Genomic DNA, 14,894 nt, shown 5'->3' with positions numbered 1-14,894 from the left:
CGTGGGGCACGTCGTAGATCGGTGGACCGTCCCCAACCCTGACGGTGGACGCCGGCTCAAGGGCCCGCGCCACGGCCGAGGCAAGCGGTGGCTCGCGCGGTGGGTCGAGCCCGACGGCCGCGAACGCTCCCAGGCCTGCGCGTCGAAGGACGAAGCGCTGGCAGTGCTCGCGAAGGTCGACACCGACAAGCGCGCCGGCACCTACGTCACCCCATCCACGGTCACCTTCCGCGAGTACGCGGAGGCGTGGCGGCGGCGGCAGGTGCATCACGCTCCCAGCACGGCCGACCAGGTCCGCTCGAGGCTGCAGAACCACGCGTACCCGGCGCTCGGTGACGTGCAGCTGGCCAAGGTCACCCGGGCGATGGTGCAGGACCTCGTCGCGGGGTCCGGGCTCGCGCCGTCGACGGTGCGGGTCCTCTACACCTACGTGTCCGCGGTCTTCGACAGCGCGGTCGAGGACCGGTTGATCGCGGTGACGCCGTGCCGACGGATCACGATGCCCCGCGCGGAGACCGAGGCGGTCACGCCGATGAGCGTGGAAGAGGTCGCGCAGGTCGCCGCAGCGGTCCCGGGCCCACTGCGGGCGATGGTGTGGCTCGGTGCGGGGTCGGGGCTGCGACCGGGGGAGTTGCGGGCGCTCACGGTGGACCGCGTGGCCGGCGGGGTGCTGGTCGTGGACCGGCAGCTCGCCGCTGGGTCCACGCGGGAGGGGCTGGTGTGGGGACCGTTGAAGCGACCCGGGTCGCGGCGCAGGGTGCCGCTCGCGGAGTCGACGGCGCGGATCCTCCAGGAGCATCTGGAGGCGCGTCCGCCTGGACCGTCGGGTCTGGTGTTCACGGCCCGGTCGGGTGGGCCGTTATCGCGGTCGCATCTGCAGTACGCGTGGCGTGAGGCGGCGGGCCGGCCGAAGGGGGAGGGGTGGCACGAGCTGCGGCACCATCACGCCAGCCTGCTGATCTCGGCGGGCCTGTCGCCGCGGGCAGTGGCGGACCGGCTGGGGCACGCGGACCCGTCGGAGACCCTGCGCACGTATGCCCATCTGTGGCCGTCGGATCAGTCATCGATCTTGGCGGCAATCGAGGGTGCGCACGGGGCGGTTTCTGGGTCCGCCTCAGGTCCGTCCGAGGCCGCCTAGGTCCGTGCCTGGTCCGCATCTCGCGGCTTCTAGCGACTCCCGGTGACGTCCCGTGACTACCCAGTTTCGCCCGGTATGCCGGGGGAAACCCCGCCAATCGGCGGGTGGCGGGGGATGAGTCGGCCTGTAAGCCGGGTTCTGTCCCCCGGCACCGTCGCCGGTGCCGGGGTGACGGCCATCCATCTCGGGTCGCCGTTGCCGACGACCTCCAGCGTCCTACCCGTGTGCTCGGGCGGGCCGCCCTCGGACGCACACTGTCTGGACTTGCTCCGGGTGGGGTTTACCGAGCCGATCCGGTCACCCGGATCGCTGGTGGTCTCTTGCACCACCGTTTCACCCTTACCGCGACCGCCGAGGCGGTCGTGGCGGTCTGCTTTCTGTGGCACTGTCCCGCGGGTCACCCCGGGTGGCTGTTGGCCACCACCCTGCCCTGTGGAGCCCGGACTTTCCTCGACACCACCGAGGTGGTGACGCAGCCGTCCGGCCGACTCATCCGCCGAGCAGTCTACGGGTGCGTCGGCACGCTTCGCGCCGGGTGGGTCGAGGCAAGACGGGCGTCACTCCCGGGTCGTGTGCCGCACCCACCCGGTCGTCGCCCCGACGAGCAGCACGACGACGCCGGCGATGACCGAGGGGGGCGGCAGGAGGACGGCGACGCCGAGGCAGCCCAGCAGGCCGAGCGTCGGGATGACCCGGTGGCCCCAGCCCCCCTCGAGCGTCCACGCGCTGGCGTTGGCGATCGCGTAGTAGACGAGGACGCAGAAGCTCGAGAAGCCGATCGCCCCGTCGAGGTCCCCGAGCACGATGAGGACGATGACCACGGCGGTGACCACCGCCTCCGCCCGGCGCGGCACCGCGTGCGGACCGTCGACCAGGGCGAGGACGGGCGGCAGGTGCCTGTCCCGCGCCATGGCCAGGACGGTGCGCGAGACCCCCAGGGTGAGGGCGAGGAGCGCCCCGCCGGCGGCCACGACCGCGGCGATGCGCAGCGCCGGGCCGAGCCAGGGCCACGCCGAGATCTCCGCGGCCTCGGCCAGCGGCGCCTGCCGGGCCGCGAGCCACCCGACACCGAAGCCCTGGGTCAGGGCGACGGCGACGAGGACGTAGACGGTCAGCACGATGCCCAGGGCGATGGCGATGGCCCGCGGGATCGTCCGGCGCGGGTCGGCGACCTCCTCGCCGAGCGTGGCCATGCGGGCGTACCCGGCGAAGGCGAAGAACAGGAACCCGGCGCCCTGGGCGATGCCGACCGGGCCGCCGGGCACCACCGGGTCGACCAGCGGCGCCTCGGCCAGCGCAGGAGGGCTGACGAGGAGCACGACGGCGAAGGTCACGACGAGCGCGAGGACGCCGACCGCGATGGCCAGGGCGACGCGGGCCGAGCGCTGCACGCCCTGCAGGTTGAGCGCGAGGACGGCGAGCACCGTCACGACGGCCACGACCCTCGACGCGTCGGGGAAGAGATGGACCCCGATCGTCATCGCCATGGCGGCGCACGAGGCGGTCTTGCCGGTGATGAAGGCCCAGCCCGCGAGGTGCCCCCACGGCACCCCGAGCTGCTCGCGCCCGTAGACGTAGGTCCCCCCGGACTGCGGGTGGACCGCGGCCAGACGCGCGGAGGAGACGGCGTTGGCGACGGCGATGGCCGCGGCCAGCAGGATGGCGAAGGGGAGGCCGTCACCGGCCGCAGCAGCAGCCGGGGCGAAGACGACGAAGAGCCCCGCACCGACCATCGCGGCGACCCCGACCCCCACGGCATCGAGCAGCCCCAAGCCGCGCCGCAGCGTGCCCGTGCTCCCACCCGGTGCGCTCGTCATGGCACCAGACTGCCCCACCCTCGGTGGCCGCCGCACGTGGCGCCCCGCGGCGGCTTCAGTTCCCCCGCGCCGCGAGGCGGGCGGCGCCGATGATGCCGGCCTTGTTCTTCAACCTGGCCGGGACGATCTCGGTGCGCAGGTCCAGCAGCGGGAGGAAGCTCGCCGCCTGCTTGCTGACGCCACCGCCGACGACGATGAGGTCGGGCCAGAAGAGCGACTCGAGGTGGGAGTAGTACGTCTGCAGCCGCTCGGCCCACTGCTCCATGGTGAGCGCGTCGCGCTCGCGCACCGACTCCGCCGCGCGGGACTCCGCGTCGTGCCCCTCGATCTCCAGGTGCCCGAGCTCGGTGTTGGGCACGAGGTGGCCGTCGACGAGGAGGGCGCTGCCGATGCCGGTGCCGAGGGTCGTCACGAGCACGACGCCGTCGACCCCCTTCGCCGCACCGTGGTGCAGCTCGGCGACGCCCGCGGCGTCCGCGTCGTTGACGATGTGCACCTCACGCCCGAGCCGGTCGGCGAAGAGCGCGCGCGCATCCGTGTCGATCCACGACTTGTCGATGTTGGCAGCCGTCCGCACGACCCCGTGGGTGACGACGGCCGGCAGGGTGATGCCGAGGGGCACCGACGTCTTGACCGAGAAGTGCTCGGCGATCTGCTCCACGACGTCGCACACCGCCTCGGGGGTGGACTCCTCCGGGGTGGCCACCCTCAGCCGGTCGTCGGTGAAGACGCCCTTGTCGAGGTCGACGGGGGCGCCCTTGATGCCCGACCCCCCGATGTCGATGCCGAGTGCGTCGAACTTCTTGCTCATCGTCGTGCCTTCCAGCTCAGGGGAGGGTGAGGATCTCGTTGCCGGAGTCGGTGACCAGGATCGTGTGCTCGAACTGCGCGGACCGCCGACGGTCCCGCGTCACGACCGTCCACCCGTCGTCCCACAGCTCCCAGTCCGGGGTGCCGAGGTTGAGCATGGGCTCGATCGTGAAGGTCATGCCCGGCTCGATGACCGTGTCGTACTGCGGCGCCGCGTCGTAGTGGGGGATGACGAGCCCGGAGTGGAAGGCGCTGCCGATGCCGTGGCCGGTGTAGTCGCGCACGACCCCGTAGCCGAAGCGCTCGGCGTACTTCTCGATGACCCGACCGATGACGTTGACCTGCCGTCCGGGCAGCGCGGCCCTGATCCCGCGCATCATCGCCTCATGGGTCCGCTCGACGAGCAGCCGGGACTCCTCGTCCGGCTCGCCGGCGAAGAAGGTCGCGTTGGTGTCGCCGTGGACGCCGCCGACGTAGGCGGTGATGTCGATGTTGACCAGATCGCCGTCCTCGAGGGGCCGGCTGTCGGGGATGCCGTGGCAGACGACCTCGTTGACGGACGTGCACAGCGACTTGGGGAAGCCGCGGTAGCCGAGCGTCGAGGGGTAGGCGCCGTGGTCGAGGAGGAACTCGTGGCCGACCCGGTCGACCTCCTCCGTCGTGACGCCGGGAGCGACGGCGGCGCCGGCAGCGGCGAGGGCCTGCGCGGCGATCCGCGAGGCGTGGCGCATCCGCTCGATCGTCTCCGGGTCCTTGATCTCGCTGCCGGACCACGGCTCGGGAGCCGGTCGGTCGACGTACTCGGGGCGCGTGATCGCCGCCGGCACGGGGCGGCGCGGGGACACGGCGCCGGGGGTCACGGTTGCGACGGGGGCGTGCATGCGGTGAAGTCTAGGCAACGAGAGCGTGGCCGATGCGCTCCGGTCTGCGGGTGCGACCCGCGAGGAAGGACGGCAGACGATGGCGTACTGGTTCAACATCGAGACCGGTCAGGTCGAGTCCGACGAGAACCGCTCCCAGGGCGAGGACGTCATGGGCCCCTACGAGACCGAGGCCGAGGCGGCGGCGGCGCTGGCCACGGCCCGCGCCAAGACGGAGGCCTGGGACGAGCAGGACCGCAAGGACCGCGAGTGGGAGACCGGCGACGCCGGCGCCTGACCCGCACCATGACGAAGGGAGCCGCCCCGGTGACCGGGGCGGCTCCCTTCGCGCGCTCAGCTCAGCGGGGACGGTGGAGCGTCAGCGCCCAGGACCCGTCGCCGGGCCACGGCTGCGCGTCCCACGACGCGTAGCGGGCGACGAGCGAGAGGTCGGCGGCGAAGGCCGCGCGCTCGAAGTCCTCGGCGCTCACCGCGGCGGCACCCGGCGGCTGGTGGCCGGGCAGCGCCCAGCCGCAGACCAGCCGGCCGTCCGGGGCCAGGTGCGCGCGCATGCGGCGCAGGACGTCGACGAGGGTCCCGTCGGCGAGGAAGGGCACGACATTGCCCGCGAGGACGACGACGTCGAAGGTCTGCGCGGTGAGCCACAGCGTCGCGAGGTCCGCGTGCACGAAGCGGGTCACGTCGTCGCGCTCACGGGCCACCTCGATCATCGCCCCGTCGGCGTCGACACCCACGACGTCGTGGCCGAGGGCGGTGAGGGCGGAGGCGATGCGACCCGTCCCGCACCCGGCGTCGAGGATGCGGGCGGGGGGCGCGTGGAGGGCGTGGACGAAACGCGCCTCACCGTCCAGGTCGACGCCCTGGGCGGCCAGCTCGTCGAAGCGCCGCTGGTAGGCGTAGGCCGCGTCGATCCCTCCCGACACCTCCGACCACCGGGTGCGGATCTCGGGCAGCTCGCCGGTGGCCATCGTCAGCTCTCGAAGGAGTGCTCGGTCGCGGGGAAGCTGCCGGCCGCGACGTCGGCGGCGTAGGCGCGGGCCGCGTCGCCCAGCACGGTGGACAGGTCGGCGTAGCGCTTGACGAAGCGGGGGGCCCGGCCCGAGCGCAGCCCGGCCATGTCCTGCCAGACGAGGACCTGGGCGTCGCAGTCGGGACCGGCGCCGATGCCGATGGTCGGGATGCGCAGCTCACGGGTGACGGCGGCCGCGGACGGTGCCGGCACCATCTCCATGACGACGGCGAAGGCGCCGGCCTCCTGCACGGCGCGAGCGTCCTCGAGGAGGCGGTCGGCGGCGTCGCCGCGACCCTGGACGCGGTACCCGCCGAGCGTGTGCTCGCTCTGCGGAGTGAAGCCGATGTGCGCCATGACGGGGATGCCCCCCTTCGCCATCCGCTCGATCGTCGGCGCCATCTCGACGCCGCCCTCGAGCTTGACCGCGTGCGCCAGGCCCTCCTTCATGAGGCGGGCCGCGGAGAGGTAGCCCTGCTCGGGGGAGGCCTGGTAGGTCCCGAAGGGGAGGTCCGCCACGACGAGCGCGCTGGAGGCCGCGCCGGCGACGGCCCGGGTGAGCGGGATCATCTCCTCGAGCGTGACCGGGACGGTCGTCTCGTACCCGTAGACGTTGTTGCCGGCGGAGTCGCCGACGAGCAGCACGGGGATGCCGGCCTCGTCGAAGACCTGTGCCGCGTACATGTCGTAGGCGGTGAGCATCGCCCAGCGCTCGCCCTTCTCCTTCATGGCCTGCAGGTGGGGGATGCGCACCCGCCGGCGCGGGGCGGCGGGTGCGGCGGCGGCGGACCCCGAGCCGTACGGGGCGGCCGTCTCGGCCGCGAGGGTGGGGGTGTCGGGCGTGGAGGGCGAGCTCATGGCCACATGCTAGGCCGCGGCGCCCCGGGCACGGAGACGTCCCGGCGAGGGTAAGGATTCCTTCAGGAAGTCCTGCGAACCCCCCCATGTGCCGTCAGATCTTGATTGAGTGCGCTCACCGCTTGTGGCAGACGCCACAACATCTCAGGAGGATCCGTGAAGAGACGCCACACCCATGTCGTGTCCGGACTCGCCGCTGGCGCCCTCGCCCTCACCCTCGCCCCGCTGTCGGCGAGCGCTGGGACGACGGCCGGCGTGGCACCCGACGACAGGGCCGCATCGACGGCCCGGCCCGACGACCTGCCGAACCCGCTCGGCGACGCGCAGCGGGAGCTGCGCCGGGCCGCGGTCGACCAGCTCATGCGCGGCGAGGCCAAGGTCGTGACCAAGAACGGCACCAAGGTCATCGAGGTCAAGAGCGAGGACGCCCCCGAGCGCCACGCCAAGGGCACGGCGAAGAAGCCCCCGCGCACCAAGTACGTGCAGTACGACGTCAACCGTGAGGCCTCGATCTTCACGATCCTCACCGATTTCGGCGACCAGACCCTGCCCGCGACAGGTGGCGCGCCGGGGCCGGTCAACAACTCGATCCCCGAGCCCGACCGCACCGAGAACAACACGACGATCTGGGACGAGGACTTCGGCCGCGAGCACTACACCGACCTGATGTTCGCCGAGGGCAAGGAGTCCTTCAAGGACTTCTACCTCAAGCAGTCCAACGGCCGCTTCCTCACCAAGGGCGACGTCTCCGACTGGGTGAGGGTCCCGTACAACGAGGCCCGCTACGGCCACAACCCCGTCGCCGGCGACGGCACGAGCGAGGCCGACGGCTACTGGAACTACATCAAGGACACCGCCCAGGCCTGGTACGACGACCAGAAGGCCCAGGGCAAGAGCGACGCCGAGATCAAGGAGTACCTGGCCCAGTTCGACGTCTGGGACCGGTACGACTTCGACGGTGACGGCGACTTCAACGAGCCCGACGGGTACATCGACCACTTCCAGGCGATCCACGCCGGCGAAGGGGAGGAGGCCGGGGGCGGCGCGGAGGGCGAGGACGCCATCTGGAGCCACCGCTGGTACGCCTTCTCCAACAACCTCGGCAAGGCCGGACCGGAGCAGAACAAGCTCGGCGGCGTGCCCCTCGGCGACTCCGGCATCTGGATCGGCGACTACACCACCGAGCCCGAGAACGGCGGCCTCGGCGTCTTCACCCACGAGTTCGGCCACGACCTCGGCCTGCCGGACCTGTACGACACGGCCGGTGGTGACAACGGCACCGGCTTCTGGACCCTGATGTCGGGCGGCTCGTGGCTGGGTGACGGCACCGAGGACATCGGCTCCAGCCCCGGCTACATGGGCGCGTGGGAGAAGTTGCAGCTCGGCTGGCTGGACGTCAAGGCCATGCAGCCCGGCGAGCGGGCCAAGGTCGACCTCGGCCCGGCCGACCGGGACAGCGCCAAGCTGCCGCAGGCCCTCGGTGTCGTGCTCCCCGAGCGCGATGTCACCACGGACTACAACACGCCGCACTCCGGCAGCTACGAGTGGTGGTCCGGGTCCGGTGACGACCTCAACAACTCGCTCACCCGCGAGATCGACCTGACCGGCGCCTCGTCGGCCTCGGTCACGGCCCAGATGGCCACCGACATCGAGACCGGCTACGACTTCCTCTACACCGAGGTGAGCACCGACGGCGGCTCGACGTGGACCGAGCTCGCGGCCGACGACACCGAAAACATGACCTGGCACGCGGAGACCACGGACCTCACTGCCTACGCGGGCGACAAGGTCCTCTTCCGCTGGCGCTACCAGACCGACGGTGGACTCGCCAAGACCGGCGCCTTCATCGACGACATCACCATCACCGTCGACGGCCGGGCCGTCCTCACCGACGACGTCGAGTCGGGTGACAACGGCTGGACCGCCGACGGGTTCACCCGGATGACGGGGTCGACCACCGAGGCCGTCCAGGACTACTACCTGGCGGAGAACCGCGTGTACTCCGGCTACGACGAGAACCTCAAGACCGGTCCGTACAACTTCGGCTGGGCCTCCAGTCGGCCGGACTGGGTCGAGCGGTTCCCCTACCAGGACGGTCTGCTCGTCTGGTTCGCCAACGGCGAGTACAAGGACAACAACACCAGCTCCCACCCCGGGGGTGGCCTGGCCCTCCCGGTCGACGCCCGCCCCTCGCCGGTCACCTTCGAGAACGGCCGGCTGCTCGGCAACCGCCGTCAGCCCTTCGACGCCACCTTCGGCAAGCAGCGCACCGACGCGGTGACCTTCCACAACAACGGCATCGCCGAGACGGTGCCGTCGAGCAAGGGCATCGCGACCTTCGACGACTCCGACCCGGACCGCTACTGGTCCGCGGACAACCCGTGGAGCTCGACCAAGGTCGCCGGGTCCGGCACGAGGATCACGGTCAAGGCGCAGCACGGCGACGAGATGAAGCTCGACGTCCGCGCCGGCGAGTGAGGCCGTCGGCCTGACGCACACGGGCCCGTCCGTCCCCCTTTCACCGGGGGCGGGCGGGCCCGCGGCTCGTGCCCGGACAGGGCCCCCACTCCGCCGGATACTGTGGGCGAAGGCCCCCGCCGGACGGGAGCCGGGACCGCTGGGAGAGGACCTTCGACGTGACGCAGACCGCTGACCACCTCCTGCCCGACTCTCCCGTGGAGCGCACGCTCGTCGCGAGGGGGTGGGCCGACATCGACCTCGTGGAGCGGCTCGGCCCGGCGCGCACCCGACGGTTCCGCTCCGCGACGCTGGGCGCCGACGTCGACCGCGCGCGGGAGTGGTTCCGCTCACCGGAGCCGGGCACGATCCCGCCGGGCATCGTCCAGATGTACGAGTCCGAGGCCAACGTGACGCGCTACCGCCGAGTCCTGGACTTCATCGGTGCCGGCGAGCGGGTCTTCGAGGTCGGCATCGGTCACGGCTTCCTCGCGACGATGATGCTGCGCGACGGGGGGATCGAGCGGTACCGGGGCGTCGACCTCTCGCGGTACAGCGTGCGCAAGACGACCCAGACGCTCGAGGCCAACGGCTTCGCGGACGTCGCCGAGGTCGCCGAGCAGGACCTCTACACGGTGACCCGGCAGGACCTCGAGGCCGTCGACGCGACCCTCCTCGTGTGCTGCGAGGTGATCGAGCACGTGCCCGAGCCGGAGGAGGCGCTCGCGACGCTCGCCCGGGCCCTGCCGGAGGGCACCGACCTGCTGTTCTCCATCCCGCTCGTCGGTCGCCTCGAAGGGGTCTGGGGGCACACGCAGGTCTTCGGCGCCGCGCGCATCCACGACATGCTCGCGCCCGCCGGCCTGGTGGCGCACCACGTCGAGGTCCTCCACGACACGTGGGCGGTCGTCCTGGCCTCCACGAGCACGGCGCCCTCGCCGCGGGCCGCCCGCGTGCTCGAGGCGACCGCGCCGGTGGAGCCCGAGCGCTTCCTCGAGCCGCCGTTCAGGTCGATGGCCAATGTCGTCGTCAAGGACCTCGAGCGCGTCGAGGCGCAGTGGATCAAGCGCGTCGCCGACCCCACGGTGGAGCCGTGCCCGGGTACCGGTGACGACCCCGACCTGCCGCTGCGGGGCCTGCGGGTCAGGGCCGGCAACGAGAGCCCGACCCGCGGACCGGGCAAGGGCTGGGCGGCGTACGCCGGGGTCGCCTTCGCCGTGCCCGAGGGGACGAAGGGGGCGCGCCTGGAGGTCCACCTCGAGGATCCGGAGGCGGTCCGGGCCCTGCGGGTCGTGTGGTCGCGCGAGGGGGAGGCGGTCGGCAAGTGGGTGTGGCGTCCCGGCGAGGCCCGGCCGAGGATGGACTCGCCCACCTTCCTCATCGCCCCCGGACGCGGCGGGACGTACCTGCGACGGGTCCCGGGGTCGCGGGTCGAGGGCGCCGACGCCGTCGAGGTCTTCGTCGAGGCCGAGGGCACCGCCGACATCGACTTCCGTGTCCTGCGCTGGGCCTGGGTGAGCTGACGCCGCCCGTGGGGCAGGATGGGCCCATGGATCGTCAGCAGGAGTTCGTCCTCCGCACCATCGAGGAACGCGACATCCGGTTCGTCCGGCTCTGGTTCACGGACGTGCTCGGCACGCTGAAGTCGGTCGCGATCGCGCCGGCCGAGCTCGAGGGTGCCTTCGCCGAGGGGATCGGGTTCGACGGGTCGGCCATCGAGGGCTTCACCAGGGTCTACGAGGCCGACATGCTCGCGCGCCCCGACCCCTCGACCTTCCAGGTGCTCCCGTGGCGTGGTGAGCACCCGGGCACTGCCCGGATGTTCTGCGACATCCAGCTGCCCGACGGCTCGGCCGCGCTCGCCGACGCCCGCTACGTCCTGCGCCGGGCGCTCGACAAGGCCGCCGACATGGGCTTCAGCTTCTACACCCACCCCGAGATCGAGTTCTTCCTGCTGCGCCAGGGCACCCCCAAGGGAGGGCGGCCGGAGCCGGTCGACGACGGCGGCTACTTCGACCACGTGCCCAAGGGCGAGACGCACGACTTCCGCCGGGCGGCGATCACGATGCTCGAGTCGGTCGGCATCTCCGTCGAGTTCAGCCACCACGAGGGCGCACCGGGGCAGAACGAGATCGACCTGCGCTACGCCGACGCGCTGTCCACCGCGGACAACATCATGACCTTCCGCACGGTGGTCAAGGAGGTCGCGCTCGAGCAGGGCGTCTACGCGACCTTCATGCCCAAGGTCTTCGCCGAGCACCCCGGCAGCGGCATGCACACGCACATGTCGCTCTTCGAGGGCGACACCAACGCCTTCTACGAGCCCGGAGCGCCGTACCAGCTGAGCAAGGTCGGCCGACAGTTCATCGCCGGGCTGCTGCACCACGGCCGCGAGTACACCGCCATCACCAACCAGTGGGTCAACAGCTACAAGCGGCTGTGGGGCGGTGGTGAGGCCCCCGCGCACCTCACCTGGGGCCACAACAACCGCTCCGCGATGGTCCGGGTGCCGATGTACAAGCCCAACAAGGGCAACAGCAGCCGGGTCGAGGTCCGCAGCCTCGACTCCGCGTGCAATCCCTACCTCGCCTTCGCCGTGATGCTCTCGGCCGGCCTCAAGGGCATCGAGGAGGGCTACGAGCTCCCGCCCGAGGCCGAGGACGACGTCTGGGGCCTCACCGACCGCGAACGTCGCGCCATGGGGATCAAGCCGCTGCCGGCGAGCCTGGCCGAGGCGATCGAGGCCATGGAGGAGAGCGAGCTGGTCGCCGAGACCCTCGGCGAGCACGTCTTCGACTTCTTCCTGCGCAACAAGCGCCAGGAGTGGGACGACTACCGCAACCAGGTCACCCCCTTCGAGCTCGAGCGCCTGCTGCCCAGGCTGTGACCTCGTGACGCCACCACGCCGCGCGGTCCCGGGGCTCGCCCGACGGGGCTTCAACGACACGGCGCGCGCGGAGACGCTGCTGTCCGACCCGGCGCTCGAGCCGCTCGTCGACGCCCGGGAGCCGCTGCTCGCCGCGCTCGGTCGCGCCGCCGACCCCGACGCCGCCCTCCTGGGTCTCGTCCGGCTCCTCGAGGCCGCCGGCGACGAGACCGACCCCCTGGCCGCCGCCCTTCGCTCCGACGAGGCCGCGCGGCACCGCGTCATCGGTGCCCTCGGGATCTCGAGCGCCCTCGTGGACCACCTCGTGGCCCACCCCGAGCAGTGGCGCGACGCCGTCGACGCCGACGAGATGACCCCCGAGGAGCGGACCGAGGCGTTGCTCGGCGAGATCGCCGAGCACGGGGACCTCGAACCCCAGGACGCCCTGCGCGTCGGCTACCGGAGGCAGCTGCTCGGCATCGCGGCCTGCGACGTGACCTCCGAGGACCCGCTGACGCACCTGCCGACGACCGCCGCTGCCCTGGCCGACCTCGCCGGGTCGGCGCTCGAGGGCGCGGTGCGGATCGCGATCGACGAGCTCGGGGAGGCCGGCCAGACCTGCCGGTTCGCCGTCATCGGCATGGGCAAGGCCGGGGGGCGCGAGCTCAACTACATCTCCGACGTCGACGTCATCTTCGTCGCCGAGCCCGTCGAGGGCGCCGACGAGGCCGCTGCCCTCGAGACGGCGACCAGGATCGCGACGCGCACGATGCACGCCTGCGCCGACGCCACCGCCCACGGCAGCCTGTGGCCCGTCGACGCGGCCCTGCGACCCGAGGGCAAGCAGGGCCCGCTCGTGCGCACCGTCGCCAGCCACCGCACGTACTACGAGCGCTGGGCCAAGACCTGGGAGTTCCAGGCCCTGCTCAAGGCGCGCCACCTGGCGGGCGACGCCGGCCTCGGCGCCGAGTACCTCGGTGCCGTGCGGCCGCTCGTCTGGGAGGCCGCCTCCCGGGAGGACTTCGTCGACGACGTGCAGGCCATGCGCCGCCGCGTCGAGGAGCACATCCCCGCCGCCGAGGCCGCGCGCCAGCTCAAGCTCGGCCCCGGCGGGCTGCGCGACGTCGAGTTCTCCGTGCAGCTGCTCCAGCTCGTCCACGGACGCACCGACGAGACGCTGCACTCGGGCACGACCCTCGACGCCCTCGCGGCGCTGTCCACCGGCGGCTACATCGGTCGCCGCGACGCGCGGGTCCTCGGCGACGCCTACCGGGTGCTGCGCACCCTGGAGCACCGGATCCAGCTGCACCGGCTGCGCCGCACGCACCTCATGCCGACGTCCGAGCAGGACCTGCGGCGTCTCGGCCGCGCCATGCGCCTCTTCGACCAGCCGGACAAGCAGGTGGTCGCCCTGCGCACCGAGCGCTCCCGGGAGGTGCGCCGCCTCCACCAGCAGCTCTTCTACCGGCCGCTGCTGTCCGCGGTCGCCCGGCTCAGCCCGGACGAGGCCCGGCTCACGCCCGACGCGGCCCGCGCGCGGCTCGGCGCCCTCGGCTACCGCGACCCTGCCGGGGCGCTGCGTCACCTCGAGGTGCTCACCGACGGGGTCAACCGCACGGCCGCGATCCAGCGCCAGCTCCTGCCGGTCATGCTCGAGTGGTTCGCGGAGATGGCCGACCCCGATGCCGGGCTCCTCGCCTTCCGCAAGGTGAGCGAGGCGCTCGGCTCCACGCACTGGTACCTCCGGCTGCTGCGGGACGAAGGGGAGGCCGCCCAGGTCCTCGCCCACACCCTCGGGGCCAGCCGGTTCGCCGGCGACCTGCTGCTGGCGAGCCCCGAGGCCGTCCAGATGCTCGGCGACGGGGACGGGCTGCGCCCCCGCGGCAGGGACGAGATCCTGCGCCGCATGCGGGCGGCGGCCGGCCGCCGCGACGACGCCGACGCGGCGGTCTCTGCGATCCGTGCCATCCGCCGCGCCGAGATCTTCCGCGTCGCCGTCGCGGACCTGCAGGACACGGTGAGCCTGGAGCAGGTCGGGCAGGCCCTCACCGACCTCAGCGAGGCGACGATCGAGGCATCCCTCGAGGTCGTCGTCCGCTCCGTCGAGGCCGACCTGGGCCGGCCGCTGGGCACGGACCTGCTGATCATCGGGATGGGGCGCCTCGGGGGCAGGGAGATCGGCTACTCCTCGGACGCCGACGTGCTCTACGTGCACGACCCGCACGACGGGGTCGCCGACCAGGACGCCCAGGAGGCCGCGCTCGCGGTCGTGGGGGAGATGCGTCGGCTGCTCGGGGCGCCGGGCTCCGACCCGCCGCTCGGCCTCGACGCGGACCTGCGGCCCGAGGGCAAGAGCGGGCCGATGGTGCGCACCCTGGCGTCGTACGCGACCTACTACGCGCGGTGGTCCCAGACCTGGGAGGCGCAGGCGCTCCTGCGGGCCCGACCGGTCGCCGGGGACCCGGGGCTGGGGGAGCGGTTCATCGCCCTCATCGACCCGCTGCGCTGGTCCGACGACGGCCTCGACGCCACACAGATCCGCGAGGTCCGCCGGCTCAAGGCCCGGATGGAGGCCGAGCGGCTGCCCCGCGGCGCCGACCGCAAGGCGCACTTCAAGCTCGGGATGGGTGGTCTCTCCGACGTCGAGTGGACCGTGCAGCTGCTGCAGATGGAGCACGCCCACGAGCACGAGGGCCTGCGCACGACCCGGACCCTGCCCGCACTCACGGCGGCGGTCGAGGCGGGGCTGGTCACCGCCGAGGACGCCGAGGTGCTGCGCCAGGCGTGGTGCATGGCCTCCCTGCTGCGCAACGCCGGCATGCTCTTCCGCGGCCGCGCGGTCGACTCCGTCCCGTCCAACCTGCGCGAGGCGGACGGCGTGGGGCGCATCGTCGGGATGGAGCCGCAGTCGGGGCTGGCGCTCGCCGAGTCCTACCGCCGCACCGCCCGCCACGCGCGCCAGGTCGTCGACCGGATCTTCTACGGCGAGGAGTGAGCGCCTGCTGCTCTCGGGGTGGTGCGGTGGGGGTCGCCTGACCCCGAGCGATGGACACCGGAC

11 protein-coding genes and 1 other RNA gene are annotated in these 14,894 nt (G+C 72.6%); 6 read left to right on the top strand and 6 right to left on the bottom strand.

Annotated elements, in window-relative coordinates:
* Position 1 precedes the first annotated feature (1 nt).
* Positions 2-1,138 (top strand): site-specific integrase, encoded by a 1,137-nt coding sequence (locus V3C34_RS12225; protein ID WP_346007247.1) that lies wholly within the window; start codon positions 2-4, stop codon positions 1,136-1,138.
* 111 nt (positions 1,139-1,249) lie between these two features.
* Here V3C34_RS12225 and rnpB read toward each other — a convergent pair.
* The 4 genes from rnpB to map all read right to left on the bottom strand — a co-directional run bounded on the left by rnpB (position 1,250) and on the right by map (position 4,646).
* Positions 1,250-1,630, bottom strand: an RNA gene (gene rnpB, locus V3C34_RS12220) — RNase P RNA component class A.
* Positions 1,631-1,695: 65 nt separating this feature from the next.
* On the bottom strand, positions 1,696-2,955 hold the full coding sequence (locus V3C34_RS12215) for an APC family permease (RefSeq protein ID WP_346007246.1): 1,260 nt from the start codon (positions 2,953-2,955) through the stop codon (positions 1,696-1,698).
* Between the two features lie 55 nt (positions 2,956-3,010).
* Entirely contained in the window at positions 3,011-3,766 is a 756-nt protein-coding gene (gene ppgK / locus V3C34_RS12210; RefSeq protein WP_068323241.1) for a polyphosphate--glucose phosphotransferase, read from the bottom strand.
* 16 nt (positions 3,767-3,782) lie between these two features.
* Entirely contained in the window at positions 3,783-4,646 is an 864-nt protein-coding gene (map, locus tag V3C34_RS12205) for a type I methionyl aminopeptidase (protein WP_338537973.1), read from the bottom strand.
* Positions 4,647-4,725: 79 nt separating this feature from the next.
* On the opposite strand from map, the gene V3C34_RS12200 reads away from it, so the two are divergent.
* Positions 4,726-4,923: a methionine aminopeptidase gene (locus V3C34_RS12200; RefSeq protein WP_068323250.1), complete on the top strand. Its 198-nt coding sequence runs from the start codon at positions 4,726-4,728 to the stop codon at positions 4,921-4,923.
* 61 nt (positions 4,924-4,984) lie between these two features.
* Here the strand turns inward: V3C34_RS12200 and V3C34_RS12195 are convergent, their stop codons facing one another.
* Positions 4,985-5,614, bottom strand: coding sequence for a class I SAM-dependent methyltransferase (locus V3C34_RS12195; protein ID WP_346007245.1), 630 nt, complete (start codon positions 5,612-5,614; stop codon positions 4,985-4,987).
* Positions 5,615-5,616: 2 nt separating this feature from the next.
* A complete protein-coding gene (panB, locus tag V3C34_RS12190; RefSeq protein ID WP_338537974.1) occupies positions 5,617-6,513 on the bottom strand; it encodes a 3-methyl-2-oxobutanoate hydroxymethyltransferase in 897 nt (298 codons plus the stop codon).
* Positions 6,514-6,669: 156 nt separating this feature from the next.
* Between panB and V3C34_RS12185 the strand changes: the two genes are divergently transcribed.
* From V3C34_RS12185 to V3C34_RS12170, 4 genes are all read left to right on the top strand, one after another.
* The gene (locus V3C34_RS12185) at positions 6,670-8,991 is read left to right on the top strand and encodes an immune inhibitor A domain-containing protein (protein ID WP_346007244.1); all 2,322 of its coding nucleotides are present in this window, start codon (positions 6,670-6,672) and stop codon (positions 8,989-8,991) included.
* Between the two features lie 158 nt (positions 8,992-9,149).
* Complete coding sequence (locus V3C34_RS12180; protein WP_346007243.1) at positions 9,150-10,493, top strand: methyltransferase domain-containing protein; 1,344 nt, start codon at positions 9,150-9,152, stop codon at positions 10,491-10,493.
* A 26-nt stretch (positions 10,494-10,519) separates the two neighbouring features.
* Positions 10,520-11,857 carry a type I glutamate--ammonia ligase gene (gene glnA / locus V3C34_RS12175; protein WP_338537977.1) on the top strand — a complete coding sequence of 446 codons (1,338 nt, stop codon included), beginning with the start codon at positions 10,520-10,522 and terminating at the stop codon, positions 11,855-11,857.
* Positions 11,858-11,861: 4 nt separating this feature from the next.
* Entirely contained in the window at positions 11,862-14,831 is a 2,970-nt protein-coding gene (locus V3C34_RS12170) for a bifunctional [glutamine synthetase] adenylyltransferase/[glutamine synthetase]-adenylyl-L-tyrosine phosphorylase (protein WP_346007242.1), read from the top strand.
* Positions 14,832-14,894 lie beyond the last annotated feature (63 nt).

It is taken from the genome of Janibacter terrae, from assembly GCF_039636765.1.
In the GTDB taxonomy this organism is placed as follows: domain Bacteria; phylum Actinomycetota; class Actinomycetes; order Actinomycetales; family Dermatophilaceae; genus Janibacter; species Janibacter terrae.
Note: the sequence above shows the minus strand (reverse complement) of the source record. Positions and strands in the feature narration are given on the sequence as shown.